This window comes from Enterococcus silesiacus (assembly GCF_001886225.1).
Classification (GTDB): Bacteria; Bacillota; Bacilli; order Lactobacillales; family Enterococcaceae; genus Enterococcus_L; species Enterococcus_L silesiacus.
This window is the reverse complement of record NZ_JXLC01000009.1, coordinates 1-20,474: the sequence shown is the minus strand read 5'-3', so window position 1 is coordinate 20,474 and position 20,474 is coordinate 1. Positions and strand designations below refer to the sequence as shown.

23 protein-coding genes are annotated in these 20,474 nt (G+C 33.3%); 17 read left to right on the top strand and 6 right to left on the bottom strand.

From position 1 onward, the window contains the following. Positions 1-33: 33 nt before the first annotated feature. From RV15_RS07780 to RV15_RS07755, 6 genes are all read left to right on the top strand, one after another. Positions 34-537: a PadR family transcriptional regulator gene (locus tag RV15_RS07780; protein WP_071877494.1), complete on the top strand. Its 504-nt coding sequence runs from the start codon at positions 34-36 to the stop codon at positions 535-537. Continuing rightward, complete coding sequence (locus RV15_RS07775) at positions 538-1,551, top strand: linear amide C-N hydrolase (protein ID WP_071877493.1); 1,014 nt, start codon at positions 538-540, stop codon at positions 1,549-1,551. Positions 1,552-1,643: 92 nt separating this feature from the next. Then, complete coding sequence (locus tag RV15_RS07770) at positions 1,644-2,489, top strand: alpha/beta hydrolase (protein WP_083429132.1); 846 nt, start codon at positions 1,644-1,646, stop codon at positions 2,487-2,489. 476 nt (positions 2,490-2,965) lie between these two features. Next, the gene (gene ahpC, locus RV15_RS07765; protein WP_069645415.1) at positions 2,966-3,529 is read left to right on the top strand and encodes an alkyl hydroperoxide reductase subunit C; all 564 of its coding nucleotides are present in this window, start codon (positions 2,966-2,968) and stop codon (positions 3,527-3,529) included. Positions 3,530-3,626: 97 nt separating this feature from the next. Beyond that, positions 3,627-5,315 carry an FAD-dependent oxidoreductase gene (locus RV15_RS07760; protein ID WP_071877492.1) on the top strand — a complete coding sequence of 563 codons (1,689 nt, stop codon included), beginning with the start codon at positions 3,627-3,629 and terminating at the stop codon, positions 5,313-5,315. Positions 5,316-5,531: 216 nt separating this feature from the next. After that, complete coding sequence (locus tag RV15_RS07755) at positions 5,532-6,557, top strand: acyltransferase family protein (protein WP_071877491.1); 1,026 nt, start codon at positions 5,532-5,534, stop codon at positions 6,555-6,557. Between the two features lie 143 nt (positions 6,558-6,700). Here the strand turns inward: RV15_RS07755 and RV15_RS07750 are convergent, their stop codons facing one another. From RV15_RS07750 to RV15_RS07740, 3 genes are all read right to left on the bottom strand, one after another. Further along, entirely contained in the window at positions 6,701-7,462 is a 762-nt protein-coding gene (locus RV15_RS07750) for an SGNH/GDSL hydrolase family protein (RefSeq protein ID WP_071877490.1), read from the bottom strand. A gap of 92 nt (positions 7,463-7,554) precedes the next feature. After that, complete coding sequence (locus RV15_RS07745; RefSeq protein ID WP_071877489.1) at positions 7,555-8,088, bottom strand: 3'-5' exonuclease; 534 nt, start codon at positions 8,086-8,088, stop codon at positions 7,555-7,557. A 143-nt stretch (positions 8,089-8,231) separates the two neighbouring features. After that, positions 8,232-9,593, bottom strand: a complete 1,362-nt coding sequence (locus RV15_RS07740) for an aminotransferase-like domain-containing protein (RefSeq protein ID WP_071877488.1) — start codon at positions 9,591-9,593, stop codon at positions 8,232-8,234. A 107-nt stretch (positions 9,594-9,700) separates the two neighbouring features. Between RV15_RS07740 and RV15_RS07735 the strand changes: the two genes are divergently transcribed. Beyond that, complete coding sequence (locus RV15_RS07735; protein WP_071877487.1) at positions 9,701-10,624, top strand: DMT family transporter; 924 nt, start codon at positions 9,701-9,703, stop codon at positions 10,622-10,624. Beyond that, positions 10,624-11,049: a GNAT family N-acetyltransferase gene (locus tag RV15_RS07730; protein WP_071877486.1), complete on the top strand. Its 426-nt coding sequence runs from the start codon at positions 10,624-10,626 to the stop codon at positions 11,047-11,049. The genes RV15_RS07735 and RV15_RS07730 overlap by 1 nt, the downstream gene beginning before the upstream one ends. A 58-nt stretch (positions 11,050-11,107) precedes the next feature. Here RV15_RS07730 and RV15_RS07725 read toward each other — a convergent pair whose 3' ends face one another. Further along, positions 11,108-11,863 (bottom strand): exodeoxyribonuclease III, encoded by a 756-nt coding sequence (locus tag RV15_RS07725; protein ID WP_071877485.1) that lies wholly within the window; start codon positions 11,861-11,863, stop codon positions 11,108-11,110. Between the two features lie 204 nt (positions 11,864-12,067). Between RV15_RS07725 and RV15_RS07720 the strand changes: the two genes are divergently transcribed. Continuing rightward, positions 12,068-13,324 (top strand): chloride channel protein, encoded by a 1,257-nt coding sequence (locus tag RV15_RS07720; protein WP_245791279.1) that lies wholly within the window; start codon positions 12,068-12,070, stop codon positions 13,322-13,324. A 219-nt stretch (positions 13,325-13,543) separates the two neighbouring features. Here the strand turns inward: RV15_RS07720 and RV15_RS07715 are convergent, their stop codons facing one another. Both RV15_RS07715 and RV15_RS18930 read right to left on the bottom strand, forming a co-directional pair. After that, entirely contained in the window at positions 13,544-14,671 is a 1,128-nt protein-coding gene (locus RV15_RS07715) for a hypothetical protein (RefSeq protein WP_217265808.1), read from the bottom strand. 245 nt (positions 14,672-14,916) lie between these two features. Further along, positions 14,917-15,093, bottom strand: a complete 177-nt coding sequence (locus RV15_RS18930; RefSeq protein WP_245791278.1) for a hypothetical protein — start codon at positions 15,091-15,093, stop codon at positions 14,917-14,919. Between the two features lie 102 nt (positions 15,094-15,195). On the opposite strand from RV15_RS18930, the gene RV15_RS07705 reads away from it, so the two are divergent. The 8 genes from RV15_RS07705 to RV15_RS07670 all read left to right on the top strand — a co-directional run bounded on the left by RV15_RS07705 (position 15,196) and on the right by RV15_RS07670 (position 20,404). Further along, a complete protein-coding gene (locus RV15_RS07705) occupies positions 15,196-15,438 on the top strand; it encodes a hypothetical protein (protein ID WP_071877482.1) in 243 nt (80 codons plus the stop codon). An 837-nt stretch (positions 15,439-16,275) separates the two neighbouring features. Further along, positions 16,276-16,761, top strand: coding sequence for a hypothetical protein (locus RV15_RS07700; protein WP_071877481.1), 486 nt, complete (start codon positions 16,276-16,278; stop codon positions 16,759-16,761). Continuing rightward, a complete protein-coding gene (locus tag RV15_RS07695; RefSeq protein WP_071877480.1) occupies positions 16,751-17,071 on the top strand; it encodes a hypothetical protein in 321 nt (106 codons plus the stop codon). Before RV15_RS07700 ends, RV15_RS07695 begins: the two co-directional genes overlap by 11 nt. Positions 17,072-17,287: 216 nt before the next feature. Beyond that, positions 17,288-17,575, top strand: coding sequence for a TIGR04197 family type VII secretion effector (locus RV15_RS07690; RefSeq protein WP_071877479.1), 288 nt, complete (start codon positions 17,288-17,290; stop codon positions 17,573-17,575). 37 nt (positions 17,576-17,612) lie between these two features. Continuing rightward, positions 17,613-17,978 carry a hypothetical protein gene (locus RV15_RS07685; RefSeq protein WP_071877478.1) on the top strand — a complete coding sequence of 122 codons (366 nt, stop codon included), beginning with the start codon at positions 17,613-17,615 and terminating at the stop codon, positions 17,976-17,978. Continuing rightward, a complete protein-coding gene (locus RV15_RS07680; protein WP_083429130.1) occupies positions 17,950-19,578 on the top strand; it encodes an LXG domain-containing protein in 1,629 nt (542 codons plus the stop codon). The genes RV15_RS07685 and RV15_RS07680 overlap by 29 nt, the downstream gene beginning before the upstream one ends. Before the next feature lies 1 nt (position 19,579). Continuing rightward, positions 19,580-20,194 carry a TipC family immunity protein gene (locus tag RV15_RS07675; RefSeq protein ID WP_071877476.1) on the top strand — a complete coding sequence of 205 codons (615 nt, stop codon included), beginning with the start codon at positions 19,580-19,582 and terminating at the stop codon, positions 20,192-20,194. Between the two features lie 18 nt (positions 20,195-20,212). Further along, positions 20,213-20,404, top strand: a complete 192-nt coding sequence (locus RV15_RS07670; protein ID WP_071877475.1) for a hypothetical protein — start codon at positions 20,213-20,215, stop codon at positions 20,402-20,404. Positions 20,405-20,474: the final 70 nt, after the last annotated feature.

Here is a 20,474-nt window from a genome sequence, read left to right as displayed (position 1 = left end):
AAACAGAAAATGAATCAGAATGGAGAATGTTAATTGGAAGATATTATTCTAGGCTGCTTAGCAGTCCACCCAATGAATGGATATGGTTTGAAACAATTTATTGCTGGTTCTGTCAATACTTTTTCAGATGTCAGTTTTGGCACCTTGTATCCAGCTCTAAAAAGACTTCAAGATAAAGAATTAATCCTTTTAAAAATAGAAAATGGAAAGAAAATATACTATATTACAAAAAAAGGTGAAGAGACCTTAGAGGAATGGCTAATGAATAAACAATCTAAGTTTAAAATGAATTATGAATTTTTAACAAAATTATTTTTTTCTGGATTGATCGAAACCGAAAAAGTGAAAGAAAATATCTTAGCCCATCTAAAAGAAATTGAGCAAGAAAAAATAATCATGGAAAAAACCTTGATTGATTTCGAACCCCATGTGGATATTTATCAAAAAATGACCATTAAGTTTGCAATTGATTTTTACGACTTTTTAGCTAATTGGTATACAGATTTTCTAAACGAATTAGATCTGGAGGGAAAATAGATGTGTCTTTCAATGATTATCGACGAAAACAAAGAAAAAGTTTTAGGTTTCAACTATGATTTCTATTATCATCATGGCTTGATTACGGTTAACCAACGTCAATTAAATAAAACTAGCATTCCAGTGGAAGTGGGTTTATCAACAGCGACTTGGGTATCTAAATATGGATCAATTACCTTTTCACAATTCGGTGTTGAGCTTCCATCAGCTGGAATGAATGAAAAAGGACTTTCAATTGTAATGCTCTTTCATGAAGAAGGTCAATTTCCTGACAATCAGAATGGATCAATAAGTGAATTACAATGGATTCAATTCCAATTAGATAACTATGCAACTGTAGAAGAAGTAATCTCCAACCTTCATCTACATACACCTTCTGCGAGTTTTTATTGTCTGCATTATTCTATGCTAGATGCATTTGGAAATTCAGCGATTATTGAATTTATTGAGGGAGAAGCCAGCATTTATTTTAATGAAAGCCCACATATTATTTCCAATACTTCATATAAAGCGTCGATTAATTATGCTTTGGCTAAAGAAAAAATAGAGGGTAAAACAAATAATGATGAATTGACTTCATTGAACAGATTCATGATGGGGTATCAAGAGATGATGGATTATAGTGAAGAAGATACGGCCATTCATATTTTACAAAAATGTAGTCTTCCAGAAAAAAATCAAAGCATTTGGCAATGGATTGGACAAGAAATTCCTCAAACGTACACGGCATGGACAATAACATTCCGACCGGAAAGTAAAAAAATTATCTACACAACCTGTTCAGATAAAAATGAAAAAATTATTGATCTCAATGTATTAGATTTTGAAACGATATTTAATCGTTCCTCGTTGGATGTCAATAACAGTTTTAAAGGGGATGTTATGAATAAATTTCATAAATATGACTATCAAGAAAACAAGAAGATCATAAGGAAAAGTTATCAACAGCTAACCGATGAACTTACTGAGGACTTTTTAACCGAGCTTACTCACTATCCAGATAATTTTCACTAGGAAATAGAACTAAAATAATTTCTCTTTATTTTATGTTTAATTTTCGTTTAAGTTTCATGGCGTACACTTTTCTTTAAGAGGAGGGAAACGTCATGAATGATACTAAAAACATAAAAAGAAGGGTTCCTAAAATACTTTTGATTGTAGGTGTTGTTCTAATGCTCTTTCTTTTATTTCAAAAAAGCCTAACTGCATTTGCCGAAAAATTTACACCCACGAGTGAACCTGTAGAAATTCAAACGCCAACGATTTTTGTTCCAGGCACTAATGGAACGGTCAATCGATTCAATGGCTTGATTAAAACGTTAGATTCAAAAGCCGATGTGTTAAAAGTGACTGTCGCAACAGATGGAACTGTTTCATCTAAAGGAAAACTAACAAGTTCAACGGAACATCCTAGCATTGTGATTGCGTTTAAAGACAGTAGTGACGATACATTGCCCGTTCAAGGCAAATGGTATCAATTAGCATTAAGCTATATCCAAAAGAGGTATTCATTTGAAACATACAATTACTTAGGCCATTCTAATGGCGGATTAGTAATCACTTCTTACCTAGAAGAATTTCAGCAACCTGATGACCCAATATTAGCCAAATTGATAACATTAGGAACACCGTATAATGATACGTCAAAAAAATATAATGACGCTGTGACTTCATTTACACAACTAAAAGAAACTAGCGAGCTACTCAAAGGCTATTTAAAGAATTTAGAAAACATCCCTGATACGATCAAGATGTTGAATATTGCTGGAGAGGTTGATGATACGGCGTCTGACAATACCGTTCCTGTACAAAGTGTTTTTTCTGGAAGGTCTATTTATCAGGAACAGGTAGCCGAGTATCAGGAAGTGTTGATTCAAGGAGAAAAGACAAGTCACAGTGAGTTAGTTGAAAATCAAACAGTAGTCCAATTATTGAAAGATTTCTTTTGGTAGAATAGGATGAAGATGAAATAGGATAGAGACTCTTGTCTTTGTTCTATTTTTGTTTTATTGTGTAAGTATGATCAGACAAACAATAAACCTTGCTTTTTCATGTTATTGAGAATGAAAGAGCTATTTTCTCAAAGAAAAGGCGAAAATAGCAAAAATAAAATAACTAAACTGTAATAATTCTATTGACATAATAATTTTAAATTGATACGCTAAGAGGGTAGAAAATATCTAGCTGTATGGACTAGTCCCTCGCGGAAAAGGTAAAATATGATTGAGATAGAAAGCATGGCATTCATATTTTCCTATTTTTGAGTCGAGCCCATTACGCTTTTATCATTATCTAGCTGCACGGGCTAGCTTTTCGGAAAAAAGATAAAATATGCCTGTGGTCAAAAGCGCCACAAACATATTTTCCTATTCTTCTGTCAAAGCTAAACGAGCCCGTTACGCTTTTAAAAATTAGGAGGAATATGTATATGAACTTAATCAACACAAAACTATTAGATTTCGAATGTGACGCATACCAAGACGGAGACTTTATTAAAGTTTCAACAGCAGACGTATTAGGTAAATGGAGTATCTTCTTCTTCTATCCAGCTGACTTTTCATTTGTTTGTCCAACAGAACTTGGCGACATGCAAGATCATTACGATCACTTAAAAGAGTTGAATTGTGAAGTTTACTCAGTATCTGAAGATAGCCACTTTGTTCATAAAGCTTGGGCGGATGCGACTGATACGATCGGTAAAATCAAATACCCAATGTTAGCTGATCCAAATGGTAAAATTGCTCGTTTCTTCGGTGTTTTAAATGAAGATTTAGGTCAAGCATACCGTGGAACATTTATCGTTAGCCCAGAAGGCGAAATCAAATCTTACGAAATCAATGATATGGGTATCGGCCGTAATGCAGATGAACTAGTTCGTAAATTAGAAGCGTCTCAATTTGTTGCGGAGCACGGTGATAAAGTTTGTCCTGCAAACTGGAAACCAGGCGAAGAAACAATCGCACCAAGTTTAGACTTAGTTGGTAAAATCTAAACCCTTAAATAGACATTTGTAAGACTTCCTTTTCTAGGGGAGTCTTTCTTAAAATTTATAGATCAAAATAATGAGATGTACAAAAAGGAGAACATACATGAGTCAAGAAATTTATGATTTAATCGTAATCGGCGGCGGATCAGCTGCTTTATCAGCTGGAATTTATGCAGGTCGTGCGATGTTGGATACATTGATTATCGAAAAAGATAAGATCGGCGGACAAGTAACGACGACTTCTGAAATCGTAAACTACCCAGCGATCCGTGCCACAACGGGTCCTGAATTGATGGAAGACATGCGTTTACAAGCCTTGGATTTCGGTGTTGAATTTACAACAGACGAAATCATTGATGTTGATTTAAGCCAAACTGTAAAAACTGTGAAGTCTGCTACTAAAACCTATCAAGCCTATGCTGTGATCATCGCAACAGGTGCTTCAGCCCGTAAAATTGGATTCCCTGGTGAAGTTGAATTTACAGGACGCGGCATTGCATATTGTTCAACATGTGATGGTGAATTTTTCCAAGGATTAGATATTTTCGTACTTGGCGGCGGATATGCAGCAGCAGAAGAAGCCGTTTATTTAACTCGTTATGGTAAATCAGTCACAATGATCATTCGCGAACCTGATTTTACGTGTGCTAAATTAACAGCGGAAGCTGCCAAACAACATCCAGATATCAAAATCGTCTACAATACCGAAGTCAAAGAAATCACTGGAGATGACTTTGTTCGTAAAGCTGTTTTTATCAATAACGAAACTGGTGAAGAAACGACATACGAAGCACCAGCAGACAGCACGTTTGGGATGTTTGTTTTTGCTGGAAATAAACCAAGTACAGAAATTTTTGAAGGCAAAGTCGAATTAGATCGCGGCTATGTACCGACAAATGAAAATATGGAAACCAATGTTCCAGGCGTTTATGCAGCTGGAGATTTACGTATCAAAGAATTACGTCAAATCGTGACAGCTGTTGCAGATGGTGCAATCGCTGCAACGAATGCTCAAAAATACATCACTGAAGAAAAAACAAAAGCTGGTTTGCCAATCGTCAATGAACGGATGGAAAAACGTTTAGCAAAACAACATGCTGAAACTAAAGAAACACAACCAAAAGCAGAAAATAAACCTGCTAAAGCAACAAGTGGCAATAACACATGGTTCCCAGATGCAATGAGAGAGCAATTAGGTGGTATTTTCGGTAAATTAACGAAGAATGTAACCTTATTACAAGTCATGGATAGTGGCGAAGAGAAATCACTCGAATTAAATTCTTTCTTAACTGAGTTTGCATCATTAAGCGATAAAATTTTGTTGGAAACTGTTCAAAAAGGTGCAGGTGCTGACGTAGAAGCAAAATATGGTATCGATAAATTACCAAGCGTTGTTGTGTTAAATGATCAAGGGGAGTACACAGGAATCAAGTTTAGTGGTATTCCAAGCGGACATGAAGTCAACTCAATCGTCTTAGCTGTTTATAATGTAGGAAGTGCTGGTCAGCCAATAGAAGAACCAGTCGTTAATAAAATCAAAGAATTACCTAAAAAGAAAGTACAGATTTTTGTATCATTGACCTGTCATTATTGCCCAGATGTCGTAGCAGCGTGTCAGCGGATTGCTTCAATCAATCATAACGTTGAAGCTGAAATGATCGATATCGGTGTTTTCCCAGAGTTGAAAACAGAAAAGAAAATCATGAGTGTTCCAGCAATGATCATTGATGATAAAGACATTGTTTTTGGTTCTAAAAATATGGACGAAATCGTTGAAATTTTAGAAAAATAGAGTATAGACATCTGTATTGAAAACTAATTCAGATGTCTTTTTTTAGTTATTTAATTTTATTAAGTAAAACTGACTATTGAAAGTTGAATCAAGAATTTTAAAATGCTAACTTGATAGTAAATTTTCGCTAAAGTCCTTTAATTACTTATAAAATTCAGTATAATAGGTTAAAGGAGATACAAAAATTTAAAAATAGGGAAGTAAGGTATATGATATATGAACGTTAGAAAATCAAATTTTGAGTTTTTTCGGATATTAAGCGCCTTTGTTATTGTAATGCACCATTATGTTGTTCATTCCGAATGGAATTTTGGAGAAACTTTACGTATGAAGCCAATTTTTCTCGATATTATTGGATCGGCTGGGAAATTTGGTGTAAATTGCTTTTTATTGATTAGTGGATATTTTTTAGTGAATAAGGCATTTAAGCCAAAAAAATTATTACAGTTGTGGTTACAAGTATTTTTTTACTCAATTGGAATTTTTTTCATTTTTGCATTTTTTGGAAAAGATCATTCTATATTGAACGTTAAAAATAGCATCGTAGCAAGTTTACCAATTGTGTTTCAGCAATATTGGTTTATTAGTTCTTATGTGCTATTATACTGCTTGGCGCCGTTCTTAAATATTTTGGTGGAAAATATGAACAAAAAGCAACATGCAGCCCTTTTAATAGTTTTTTTTGTGTTTCTATCAATTAAGCCAGTTATATCGTTGTTAGTAGCTAATTATGGTGGGGTCGAAAGTGGTATGTGGTTTTTGTTTATTTATTTTATTGCTGCATATATAAAGGTATACCCTGAGTCATTTGCTAAGAGCGCTAAAAGTTATTTTATAAAAAGTGCTGTTGTTTTTATGATTATAGCTTTTTTAATTGCATTACTTGCTTTTTACAATCACCAAAATGAAAATGCACTTTCTAAAAGCTTAATGATGGACATTCAAAGTCCTCTATATCTTCTTTTGTCAATCTTGCTTTTTTGTGGTGTTAAAAATTGGAATATCGGTTCTATACCTTTTGTAAATTTATTGGGTTCCGCAACGTTAGGTGTTTATCTAATTCATGATAATAATTATATTCGCCATTTTCTATGGAAAGAGTTGACGGCATTTAAAGCATCATATTATGGGATAAATTTAGTTGTGACTTCTATTGTAATTATTATTTTAGTTTATATAGTCTGCTCGCTAATCGATATTTTGAGACAAAAGTTATTTGCTTTATTGCGTATTGGAGCATAAGAAAATAAATTAGTATGTATAGATGAATAGAAAATAATATGAAGACATCTAATCGAATATAATAAGACCGCGAAAAATTTGATGTATCGATTTTTCGCGGTCTTATTATATCATGGTAATTTGTTTAAATGAAACATAGAAGGTTAATCAAGAAAAAGCAAGGAGCTTGATAATCTAGGTTCAATGGATTGGAATATACGTTTAGCAATTTCTTCATGCCCCTTTTCATTTGGATGCATATCATTTTTTATATTTTTATTTTTCAAAAAATTATCACTGCTTTTAGGATCGATGGTATCTTTTGTAGTTGTCCATATGCCACGAATATTCGCCACAGGGATATCATATTTAGAACCAATTTTAAAAATAACATCATCATAAAGTTGTGAGACATTTAAATCTCTGTTCCATGTTGTTATCAAAACTATAAAAATCTTTTGTTCTTGAAGCTCCGAAATGATATATGATAAGTTTGCTTCAAATTGTTTTAAACTCTCTTCATTTTTATAATCTAAAAGGTCGTTAGTACCGTATTCTACTGTAACAATATTTGGTTTTTGTTTTTTGATGTCTTCAATGCTTGAAATACCAAGATTACTAGCTCGTGCCCCAGGTTTGAACACTCCTTTCTGCTCAACTTGTACATCATAAGAATCCTCAATTAGATTTGCTAAGATATTGGTAAATCTTTGCTCTTCATTTTGGACAATCAGTCCAGCACTTATACTATCACCCATAGGAGAATAAGTTATTTTATCGATTTTCTTTGGTAGGCTAGATGAAGTTAGTGTTTCTTCAGTTTTGATTTTTTTTGTTTCAGAAGAGTTTGATGAAAAAAAATAGTATATAGAAAATAAAATGGTAGGAATTAAGGCTCCTATTAATAGATATGTTACTTTTTTCATTGATAAATCCTTTCTTACTAATATGTCTACAAAAAAATCTATCTGCAATGAAACTAAGTTGCAGATAGAATGTGTGAATAATTAAATCATAACTATTTTATCGTGACAAGTTTTTTCAAAGGCTCAACGCCAAAATGCTTTTCTTGATAAAGTAAAATTTCAGCGCAAGCTCGACTATCTTCCAACGCGTCATGATGATTATCCAATTGGATATCTAGAGTATCACAAATGGTGTTCAATTTGTGATTTACTAGCTCTGGGAATAGTTTACGGCTAGTTTTCACCGTACATAATGAAAGGTAATTCGGTTGATTAATGCCGTAATAATCCAAACATCCAGCTAAAACACCGCAGTCAAAAGGGGCATTATGAGCGACCACTAGGCTATTGGGTTTAAAGCAAGCTTGGATTTGTTTCCAAACATCAGGAAACTTCGGTGCATCAGCTACATCTTCTGGTTTGATGCCATGAATTTGGATATTTTTCCAGAAAAAATCTGTTTCTGGTTTGATCAGTGAGTAGTATTCGTCAACGATTCGATTATTTTCTACTTTTACTATAGCAACAGAACAAGCGCTATGTTTAGCATAACTGGCTGTTTCAAAGTCTATGGAATAAAAATTCATATTTATGATCCCTTTCGGTTCAAAATTAATTCATACATGCAGTATAACAAAAACTTAGATATTTGGTAAGTACAATAGAAAAAAATTAATGGAAACTAAACAAAACTCATAGTCGAAATAATGAACCTTTGATTTTGTTCTGATTAGTTGATTCTTGTTTTTAGAATTATTTGTTTTTGGATTTCATCCATTAAAAGAGTAGCGCCAGAATGAATCATGGATAGATCGATCGTAGCCAGTTCAATCAACAAAATATTTTCTCTTTTCGATTGAGGTAGTGATAAATAATTAGAGTCAGCTTTTTTTAGTAAAACGCCTTTATTTTTGAGACTCTTGATCAGAGAATCAATTTGAATCACTTGCGGCAGTAAAAGGTGAGTCTTCATCGCAAGCGGAGGGGCTACGTCAATGAGTTTAGCTAAAGGATGCTGTTGGATAGACCAATTAAATGCGGTGGCTTTTTCAAAATAAGCATTGCGGACATTTTTCAAATGATACTCATACATTCCACTATTGATATAAATCTCCAACGCTCCTTGTGAAAACATAGAGCTATCGATATCTGCGCATTTTTTATACTGGAAAAAAGTAGTTTTTAGTGCAGGAGGTAAGACAACAACGCCAATACGAAGACCAGGGAAAATAATCTTTGAAAAGCTTTTTAAGTAGATGGTTTTGTTATAGATATCATTTGAAAAAACAGAGTCATTTTTATTATCCAAGTCAAAATCAGCTAAGTAATCATCTTCAAGGAGATACACATCATATTTTTTAGCCAAGTGAATAAGCATCAGCTTTTCTTGTTTAGTATAAGAGATTCCTAAAGGGTCATGAAATCTGGGTGTCGTGTAAAAAAATTTTATGGATTCCTCTTTAAATAAACGTTCTAACTCATCAAAATCAAGACCTTTAGCCGTTCTTTGAAGACTAAATACTGGTAAGTGATAGACTTTAAGCAGTTCAATAAGTAAAGAATAGGACGGTTCCTCGATTAAAATCGCGGTTTTGTTATTTGGAAAAGGCATTTGGCAAAGAATGTTGAGTGCCTGCTGAATGCCAGACGTGATATACATGCATTCTGGATCAGCAAAAACCTGTGTATTTTCAAGCTGGATCTTGATGGTTTTAATAAGTTCTGGTAATCCTTGAGCTGTTCCGTAGAGAAATAGTTCCTTTTGATAGGTATCGATCGCTCGATTAAAACAATGCTGAAAATCGTTGATAGGGAACAGCTGTCGATTTGGCGAAGAGCTTGAAAAATCATAAACTGTATCTAATGTGTTGAACTCTTCTAGTTGTTTTTGAACCACGAAGTAGCCACTTTTTTCTTTAGCATATATAAAATGTTCAAGTTCTAGTTTCTTTAAAGCTTGTGTCACAGTCTGTTTACTACAACTATATTGATCAGCTAATTTTCGAACAGCTGGTAACTTTTGACTAGGAACTAGTTGGCCTGCTTGGATTTTTTTAACTAGATCATCGGCGATAGTCAGATATTTAAACATGTAAGCTCCTTTTTTGTCCTAGGACAGATGGGGATTTCTTGTATTGTAGCAGAAAAAAATCTTTACTACAATACAAGTAGTTATTAACGAAAGGAGAATTAAACTTTATGACCGGAACCAAAAAAGCTTATTTAGCTGCTGCAGTACAAATCATCATTACTGGTTTTTCATTCATGTTTGTTAAAATCACCCTAAAAACACTTTCGCCAATAGATATACTGATGTATCGATTTTTCTTTGCATGGATGGTGGCATCGATCCCTATTTTACTGAAAAAGGTTCAGTTTAAAATAACGGTTGCAGATATTAAAAAAATTTTTCCATTGGCGTTGTTTTATCCAATTTTATTTTTTGCATTTCAAGTTTTTGGTTTAGCTTTTTCATCTTCATCTGAGGCTGGTATTATCCAAGCAACTGTCCCTATTTTCACGATTATACTAGCAGGAATTATATTGAAGGAAAAAACAAGCACGTTGCAAAAAATGAGTGTTTTATTATCTATTGCGGGGATCGTTTATATTTCTCGGATGAATAGTCAGGATGCTTTAAATTTTTCAATCATAGGAACAATCCTACTGATTCTTTCAGCAGTATCTAATGCGTTTTATAGTGTTTTTGCTAGAAAGCTAACGAAAGAATATTCATTTTACACGTTGACTTATATTATGACATTTCTCGGGTTTGCTATTTTCACGATTATGTCATTTAGTGCACGGATAGTTTCTGGTGCATCACTAGATTATATCGCTCCTTTAAAATCACCATCTTTTTTGATAGGAATTTTATATTTAGGTGTGCTATCTTCATTTTTCAGTTCATTATTATCAAATTATGCACTTTCAAAAATTGAAGCATCAAAAATAAGTGTGTTAGCTAACTTAACACCAGTCATCACAACTTTAGTGGGTGTCTTCATTTTGAATGAGACGCTGAAAAGCTACCATATAATAGGGATGTTAGTGACATTGGTCGGAGTGATTGGTGCAACTACATTTGGAAATAGAAAAAACGAGAGAAGAGGAGATTTATAATGTATAAGGTAGAAACTAATAAAGAATATATCCGAGGAATACAAATTTTAAATGTGTTAAAAAAAGCTGGTATGGGAACGCAAACGTCTGAGTTGCGTCAAAAAGCGTTTGAAAATAGTTACAAAATCATCTTGATTTTTAATGCACAGAATAATGAACTAATTGGTTGTGGTCGTCTTATCTCTGATGGCTGTTATCAGGCAGCAGCTTACGATATTGCAATTGACCCAGAATATCAAGGATTTGGCCTTGGGAGAGTGATTTTGGAGAATTTATTACAGGATATGGAAAAAATTAATGTAATACTTTATGCAAGCCCGGGTAAAGAGACGTTTTATGAAAAATTTGGTTTTCGTTTAGGCAAAACATCAATGGTTAAATTTGTTAATCGAGCGAGAATGAAAGATACGGGCTATACAGAGTAACAAATTGAGATAGAGAAAAGGCGCGAACATCGAATTGATGGATCGCGCCCCCTGTTTGTTAAACAGTCAAATCAACTTCTACCGGACAATGGTCACTACCCGTAATTTCAGTGTGGATCTTAGCATTTGTCAAAGCCTCTTTCAAGCCATCAGAAACGACAAAATAATCGATTCTCCATCCAGCATTATTCTTCCGAGCATTAAAACGATAACTCCACCAAGAATAAACCCCTTCTTGATCAGGGTAGAAGTGACGATAGGTATCGATAAAGCCACTATCCAACAGCTCTGTGAATTTCCCACGTTCTTCTGGTGTAAACCCAGCATTTTTTTGATTGGTTTTCCAATTTTTTAAATCGATATTTTGATGAGCTACGTTTAGATCACCACAAAGAATCACGGGTTTTTCTTTACTTAGTTCATTTAAATACTCGCGAAAAGCATCTTCCCAAGTCATACGGTAGTCTAAACGTTTCAGTTCATTTTGTGAATTGGGTGTATAGCATGTGATCATAAAAAAGGTTGGATATTCTAAAGTAATCAAGCGACCTTCTTGGTCATGCTCTTCAAAACCCATACCATAACGCACGCTTAGTGCTTCTTCTTTGGCAAAAATCGCAGTACCTGAGTAGCCTTTTTTTTCCGCATAATTCCAATATTGATAATAACCAGGTAGCTCTAAGTCGATTTGTCCTTCTTGTAATTTTGTTTCCTGTAAGCAGAAAAAGTCTGCATCTAATTCGTTAAATACTTCCATAAAGTTCTTCTTCACAACAGCACGCAGGCCGTTGACATTCCATGAAATACATTTCATTTTGAGAACCTCCTTCAAAATTGATACTATTTATTGATTCCTGTAAGTAAGGCTTTAGCTTAGTTTAACATATATAATCTAAATTTTGGTATTCTTTGTCGACTTTTTGATTCGAATCAACGAGTAGCATTTTTGTATCCAGGTATTTAGATTTGTGATAAAGTTATAGAAAAAGAAGTGGATAATTAGTTGAATTTTCCTATATTGAAAGGATCTATAAAATTGAATGCAAAAGAGCTTGGTTTATTGATTTATGGAGTTGTACTAAGTAGTATTATTGGGGTCATATCTTTTATCTTTTTAAGGGTAGAAGGAATAGGTTCTGAATTACTTTGGAATTTAGTCTCACCTGATCACCAGTTTCGAGTGTTATATATTTTAGGTATTACTTTGATTGGCGGTGTTTTGTTAGGATTTTCTCGAGCAAAATGGGGAAATTTACCTCACACAGTTCATGATTCAGTGACAGAATTAAAACAGACCAAAACTCTAGATTATAGTAGTGTTTTCCGCAGTTTATTGATTGCCCTCATCGTGTTGATTTTTGGGGCAGGCGTGGGTCCAGAAGCAGGATTGTTAAGCGCAGTTATTTATCTTTCAGTCTGGCAAGCAGATAAGCTACGTTATTATTACTTTAACTATAGCGAATTGAAAGGCTTGTCTGTGCAAAAACGAGTGGCACAGTTGTTAAATCCTAAAAAATATTTATTGACTTATGATGAAAACAGAGCTGTAAAAGAACGACAAAAATCGAAAAAAAAGTTCTTTTATCTATTATTTATCATCAATGGTTTAGTCACTTTTTTTCTTTTGATGAAAATGACGGGACAACCATCGTTTGTCTCTAAAATGGGCGAATCTAATTGGATCTGGAGTGATCTATGGGTGGGATTGCCATTGATTTTGTTTGGTCTATTGTTTGGAAAATGTTATAGTCTCTTTACTAACTTTTTAAAGAAACGTCTAGACTTTTGGCAAGAGTTTCCGATTCGTAAAGCATTAATAGGGTCTGTAGCAATTTTTTTAATCGGTATTTTTCTGCCTAATTTACTTTTTTCAGGGCAACTATCACTTTCGCTTGCACCTTTTGTTGGAAGTCAAGCTTCATTTTTAGTGTTAACGATGATTGCGTTGATCAAATTATTGTTCTTACAAATATGTCTGAATACAGGTTGGATCGGTGGCGATATCTTTCCTATTGTATTTTCTGCGATCATTCAAGGCTTTGCTGTATCGCAGTTATTTACCCAAACAGATCGTTTGCTGATTGTTGCAATCGTGAGTACCAGTATTGCAATTGCAATCATAAATTCGCCGTTTCCAGTAGGTGTGTTTATGACGTTGTTTTTCCCATTAAATCTAAGCCCAATCATTTTGGCGGTAGCAACTATTTTATTTTTCGCCAAAAAAGGGTCAAGTCAATTCATCCAAAAGAAAACAGTGAATCAAAAAATAGAATAAAATATCATGTATCGTACTAAGAATATTATTATGTAAATAGGCGTTGTTGTCTTAGAAGTATCGAGTAAAAAAGTATTTTTACTCGATACTAAGCGACCAAGCATCCTTCATACTTTCTATTCATAATGAACCAAGAAATACAGTTCACTTTCTTAACGCCCGTCTGAAAATAAGCTACTGATTATGTTACTCTATCTTAGTTCAACCTAAGGTGTATCATTAATGGCTATCTAAAACTTTTTTGTAGTCATAACCTATTTCTTTTTGTAGATTAGAATTAGTATTGTGTTGATATCGTGTTATTTGATTTTTAATTAATGATTTGAAAAAAGGACCATTTGGTGAATAACTTGTGTTGTATAATGGCACTGTTATTGTTGACTCAATCTTTTTAGTTGCTTTTGTATATTTTGAATTACTAGTAGAGTATTTAACAGAATAAATAATTTTACTGCTTTGATTTGGCACTATAAATAAATTAATCTGTTCAGTAGAATTAGCAGCAATTTTTTTATTTACAGGTACGGAATATTTATTAGAAGTATTGCTGACATCTAGTAAAAGGACAGCAGTTTTATCTCGACCGCCTGCACCCATACCGCTAAATGTAAAACTTTTATTTGTTCGATCATAGTAGATAGAATGTATTTTAAATTTTTTATTAGATGCTAATTCAGTTAATTCAAATTTAATAGCACGATATTTTTCGTTCTTTTCAAATAATCTATGTAGTTCATCTGAAAGGTTCAACTCAAAAGATTTTAAAATATCACCAGAATATAGTGAATCCTTTCTTTTTGTTTTAGTCAAGAATAAGTTTTCGACATCTTTAGATGATAATTTATTTTCCACTTGGTCAATATCTTCTAATATAACTGACAACTTAAACTCTGAATCTTTCGAATTGCCTAAACCATTATTGATAATAAAAATTATTAACTGATTGTCCTCTAAACCATAACTAATTTCTAAGTCAGCTTCTTTTATCGGCTGAATGTCGTCTATTTCAATAGTTGCATCAGAAACTATTAAATTTTTTGATGTATTATTTTGTAGAGTAGATACATTCGTAAGAAAGAAATAAGAATCATTTGATTCTTGAATATCTGTTGGTTTTGCTATGACATATGAGTTATTTAACGATTCAGGATTATAGACTGGTTCAGTCTTATTCTGAGTGACTTCTATAGTACCTATAAATGGAATAATTACTTTTTCTGTGATGGTAATTATAGAAAGGATAGCCGGAATAATAGATATAAATAGCATAATTCGGCCTTTCCGTTGTTTTTGAGTAGTTTTCAATCTTTTTTCTTTTCTGGGAATAATAAACACCTCCACTAACAATTATATAATTAAACCATATAAGAAAAAATAAGTTACTTTTTGATAATAAGGTCATTTTAATTATAGTGAAAGTTATTTATAGCATTAGGCGAAAAGGGAGATGCCACTAAAAGGACACCTCCTCATTTTTATTTCTTAACAAAATGAGTAGTTACTTTTCTTTCACGATCTAACTTCTTAATTTTGATTTGTTCAGCTTCCACCAAACGGATAAATTCTGTGAAAAAAGCGTGGAACAAATGACCTCAAGCATAATATTCTTTGATAACTTTTTTCTTGTTGATTGGACCCGTTCGGAATTGGAAGAAATGATCCAATATGGCCAGAGGTTCTTGCCAAGAGTCAAAATGATCTAGTAAATCTTGTAAATCAGTAATATCTTGATAGGGGATTGCTTTTAGGTTATGTAACTCGTTTTTCATAATGGTTCTCTCCTTTTTTGAAGCGCTGAATTTCGTACTTCAGCGCTTCTTAATGTACGCATTGACTTAGGCAACTTATTAAATTAGCGGTAGAAATGACTTGTGGATGATCATTGTCAGTCTGGTAGAATTTCTACCGCTTTTTTTTGGGATAAAACAAAAAACGCTATTGGAGCAGTCAGTGAGAAAAAGCTATTTTTTCAACAACGTTCTAAAAATACCTCAATCCGAAAAGTGCATGGATTCCTTTTTAGTCCAGTTGCTCAAAATTTAACGACTTTTTATCATCCTAAAACTACCAATACCGCTATCAATTATCTAGAAAAAGTATGCAGACTTTATTAAGTACATGATTTTAACAAAAAGTTTCCAGACAGACTAGAAAATTCCAGTAAAATTAGGTACAATAAAGAATGCTAGGACTTTGTGCTAGCAATTGGCAACTTGTATAGATAGTTTGCTCTGTCTATGCAAGGCTTCATCAGTTGGTTGTCGCCAAATGATGAAGTGCCTTTTTGCTTTGCACCACCACGACTGACCAAAGGGCAGAGTGGATGATGCAAAGTACAAGGTGAACGAAGTGAACGTTGTCTCCTTGTCTTATATCTATAATTTATCATTTGTTTTAATTTGAAGTGAACCTCCTTTGCTTGAATTTGTAGAATAGAAAAAACGATATCAGGAAATTTCCCAATATCGTCAACAATAGTCTCTAAAAATCATCTACCACTTCTTCTGAAATAGCCCAAAAGTTAACAAACCTATGGCAAAATAGGTAAACTTTAGGTACAAGAAAGAAGCTAGTACATGTTGCTAGCACTATTGGCAACTTGTTTGGGCAGTTTGCTCTGTCTTTACAAGGCTTCAATTATTTGGTTGTCGCCAAATAATGAAGTGCCAATTTATTTTATATTCTGATTTGAACAGCTCATTTATAGATGGGCTGTTTTCTTTGTTCTATTCTACCTCCTAAGTATATACGAAAAGAAGGCGAACACGCAACCTAATTTTCCTCTTAAACGCCATTAAATAACACGAAAAATCGTTTCCTTATATATAAGATAAAATAACAGAAAAAATATTTTTACATAGATCTTGTTTATATTTAATAATTTATTTACATAGAGAGAAAAATAAGTTATAATCAATAAGTTGTGATTAATATACAAAAGGAGGGATTAAATGAATACAGAGAATAATGACCTAAACAATCAAAGAATTGAAACAAGCGAGATTTTAATTGAAAAAAACTCAATTCAATTTAATCGAACGACATTACAAATTAGCAGTATTGCACAAATATCTCTTCATACGCCACCAAGTAAAAGTATGACTAAACCAGTTATTGCTTTTATCCTATTCCTATTTCTTATAAAAAGCCTCACGATAGTTAGTATTTTAGGACTAGTAATTTCTGGTGCAATTATCTATCAAATAAAGAAGGCAAACGATAGTAGAGGGGAAGACATGTACATCCACTTGAATTCTGGTAACAGATATATCATTGCTTGTGCAGACCCGCAATTTGCCAACTACATAAGAGAAGTTATTGAATATTGTATCAACAATACTAATAATGAACGAATAGTCATTAATATGGATCAGTGTGATATATCGAATAGTCCAATTATGTTTGGTAATAATAATGGTGTAGAGTATGGAAATTAAAAATAATCATTTTAATAGCTCACCATTTATATTTGGTAACAATAACAAAGTTAACTATTCATCAGATGATGCCCAAATCGACTGGGATAAGTTTTACACAGAAATAAAAGCAACGCTGACTAAATTACCTCAAGATAGTCAAGAATTTGAAGCCTGCACAGAATTATTAGTGGAGACATCTTCAAAAAATCAAGGCAGAATAAAAGATCTGTTAAACAAACATTTGCCAGAGTTTACATCAGATGTGTTTAGTAATTTTGCAAGCACCTTTCTTTCTGATTTAATTTGGAAAATGTTAGGTAATCGATAGACTTAACATTATATGTTCATAAAAAGTCTTTATCTTTCTTGAATATGAAGATCAACGGCGAGACAAGCATTATAGCTGTCTTAGCCGTTTTTTTATGAAAGGAAAGAGAATTTTTAAACCACGTATTAAGTATTAAAACGAATATGAATTACTTCGATATTTTATTAAGATATACTTGATATTAGGGTTGAAAAAAATATAAAGGAGTATGAAAAAATGATTGATGTTAACGGCGCAGAAGCACAGAATCAGGCGACCAAGATTGGTCAAGCTAACGATAAATTAACGATTTCCCAAACCGTGACCTTTTCTTCTGGGACAACGGTGCCAGGAAATGCCACAGCAACTACTACTTTTGAAGAATTTAAAACCTCTTCCACAACAATCCAACAACTGTTAAACCGTGACGTAGCGAATATTCACAGTGCTGTTGCAGCGTTTGAACGAGCAGATTCCCAAACGAAACAGTTATTTGATAGACCCTTTACAGGTTTGATGAAATAGCGATGCATTAAAGCGTTTAACTTAAGGAGTGGATGATATGAAAGAGGACGACATTAGAAAGAAGCGAATTGAAAACGAAGAAAAGCAAGAAGAGACTGTTCAGATTAGCCTGTTACTAGAACGCAAAATGGAAGAATATGGACAGCTAGCTATGAGGGAACGGATACAAAATGAACGGATATTAGCCTATTTTCATGGACAAGAAGAATTTTCTTTTTTTGAAGAGATTGTTGAAGAAGCTCGTATAGAAGAACGCCGATTTTTTGATGAAATGAACGAAGGTCAGGAAATAGTAAACAAGGAAAAACGACAATTAGAAGAGTATTCCGAAACCTTGTATGAAGCAGAATTACAAGCGCTGAGAGAGGAGGAAGATGACCGTGGTCAAAATGGTGATTGGTGAAGTCCAAACTCAAACAGAACAAATAAAATCATATGCTAAAACGTATAGTCAGGCATTGGAATCTGTTTCAACCGCAACGCAAGGGATTCAGTTAGCGGTAGGAATGAGCGGAGAAGGAATGGACGCCATAAAATCCTATCTTTCAAGCGTTTATCCAGCGCTATGTAAAGCAGCGATTCTTCATAGTGAGGCGGTTGTACAAGCGAATGAACAATATGTGGAAGCCTACATCTCTCAGTGTGGTAGTGAAGATTTAGATTCAGAAGAATTACAAGAGCAAATCAATGAAGCGGATAAGTTGATTCAAGGGTTTCAATCGTCAAAAGACAGCTATACTCAAGCCAAACAAAATTTATCAGACGACAAAGATCAATTAATGGGCATGATTTTCCAAGCCGCAATCACTATCATGGATGCAGGCATCACACGTAATCAAGCGAAGAAAGCCAAAATAGAGGAAAAACTTCAAAAATTCCTTGCGTTTTGTGACCAGTCTACCAGTTATTTTGATGGGTTGAGTGATACAGGGAATTTGCTTTCAAAAGGAATGCAAGCTTTAGGTGTTAACGGTGACGGCAGTATTGGTCCTGGGAGTTGGAACGGTAAAGGGTTCTCTTTGAAGGATACATCTTGGATGAAAGATGTGAATAAACGTTGGAATGATCGCCATCAAACCAGTGAGCAGAAATTTGTGCGAAACTTGAAAGATCAGTATGGATTTGATGATGAGACAGCACAAATTATTTTGAAAATGAAAGAAAATATTGATAAAAATTATCCTAATCTTTCACAGAAAGAACGAGACTATATTCTGAACCGTTTACTTGGTGGTTTGGTATATGGTGAAGGAAGCTTAAAACAAGCTGCTATGTGGGCTAATACGGCGGGTTTGGGAATTACTGATGGCGGTGGTGATGCTATGTCAATTGAGGATCAGTTAAAGAAATTACTTGGCTTAAGCGATAGAGACTATGATTTATTACGTTATAAAGTGAGAATACAAAATATGATTTCATCATCCGGCAATATATCTTTTAGTGATCTAAACAAAGATCAACGACAAAACTTCAAAAATACTATGGGGCAAGCTTTGGGACATGATTTATCAATGAAAGATTTTGAAAAATTATGGAATAACCAATATAATCAGATGAGAGGGAAAGGAGACTTTGCACATCAGTCTATTACACAAGCTACCATTTTAAATCCGGGTATTCCAGCAGCAGCTGGAAATGGTGGTCGTGAAAATGCTAATCGTTTATCTGGTTGGAAAGGTGATGCAACAAAAGCGGCTGAAGCAAAACCGAGCTTAGGTCCAGATGATTATAAAGCGGATTTGGATTCAGAAAATATAACGTATTTAATGAACAAAAATAAATGGTCTTACATGGATGCAATGAATTATTATCACAATCGTTTGCGATCAGGACAAAGTCGAGCACAAATTTTTACTGAACATACATCGTATAACGAAGTGAAAAAAACTATATTTGATAGTCTAAAAGTCAATTCTATGAAAGAATTAAAAGAAAAATACTATGATTCGTATCGATTTTTATGTAACTTAAAGGATAAAAATAATGAATTGAAGGATTATTAGAATGAAAAAAAAAATCTTTTTTATTATATTACTGATACTGATTGTCTTTGGGGTTTATAAAGGTTGGGAATATCTAAAAGTTAAAAATATTTTTGATGAAATATATTACTCAGAATATGATGATCTTGGTTATGTTTTAAATCCAAAAGGGTTTCCAAAGATGAAACAGATTGAACGGTGGGATAGAAAAACAGCAGATACCAATAATGTTGTAGGACCAGTAATTGAGAGTTATAAAGAAGAATATTTGGAGAACGGTGAGTCTTTATCAATTAGTTTTATGTTTTCAAAAAAAGAGTTTTATATAGGATATACTAAAAAAATAGATTCCAATATCTCTTATGATATTGGATATAGATATGATAGTGAAACAAAAATTTTAAATGAAGACATCAGTATTATAGATGACAACATAGAAAAATGGGATATAAAAAAAGCGAACGAAATCCAAAAATATTTTGATAAATACAATATTTCAAAGAAAGAAGTACAAATAGTAACGGATAAAGTCTTATACAATAAAGTTATCAAGGATTGGATCAATACTTATCCTAGTCGCTTCTCTGCAAAGGATATTGGGAAAGTGATAATCAAGAAAGATCCATTTTTAGAATAAATTGAAATGAGTAAAAAAATGAAGAAGAAACCAAAGCTTGTTGTACTATGTATAGTTATATCTTTTATTGGATATAAAGGTTTGGAGTATTTAAAAATTAAAAATGTTTTCGATGAGATGTATTACACCAAAATTAAAAATATTCAAAAACAAAAAGCAACTGGATTTTCTGAATTGAGAATAAAGAACTTAATTATTAATCGGAACTAGGAGAGTGCAGAAATAGAATCATGATTTCAATTTGGTTTTATTATAAAGTGCTTTAATTTCAGACATTTCC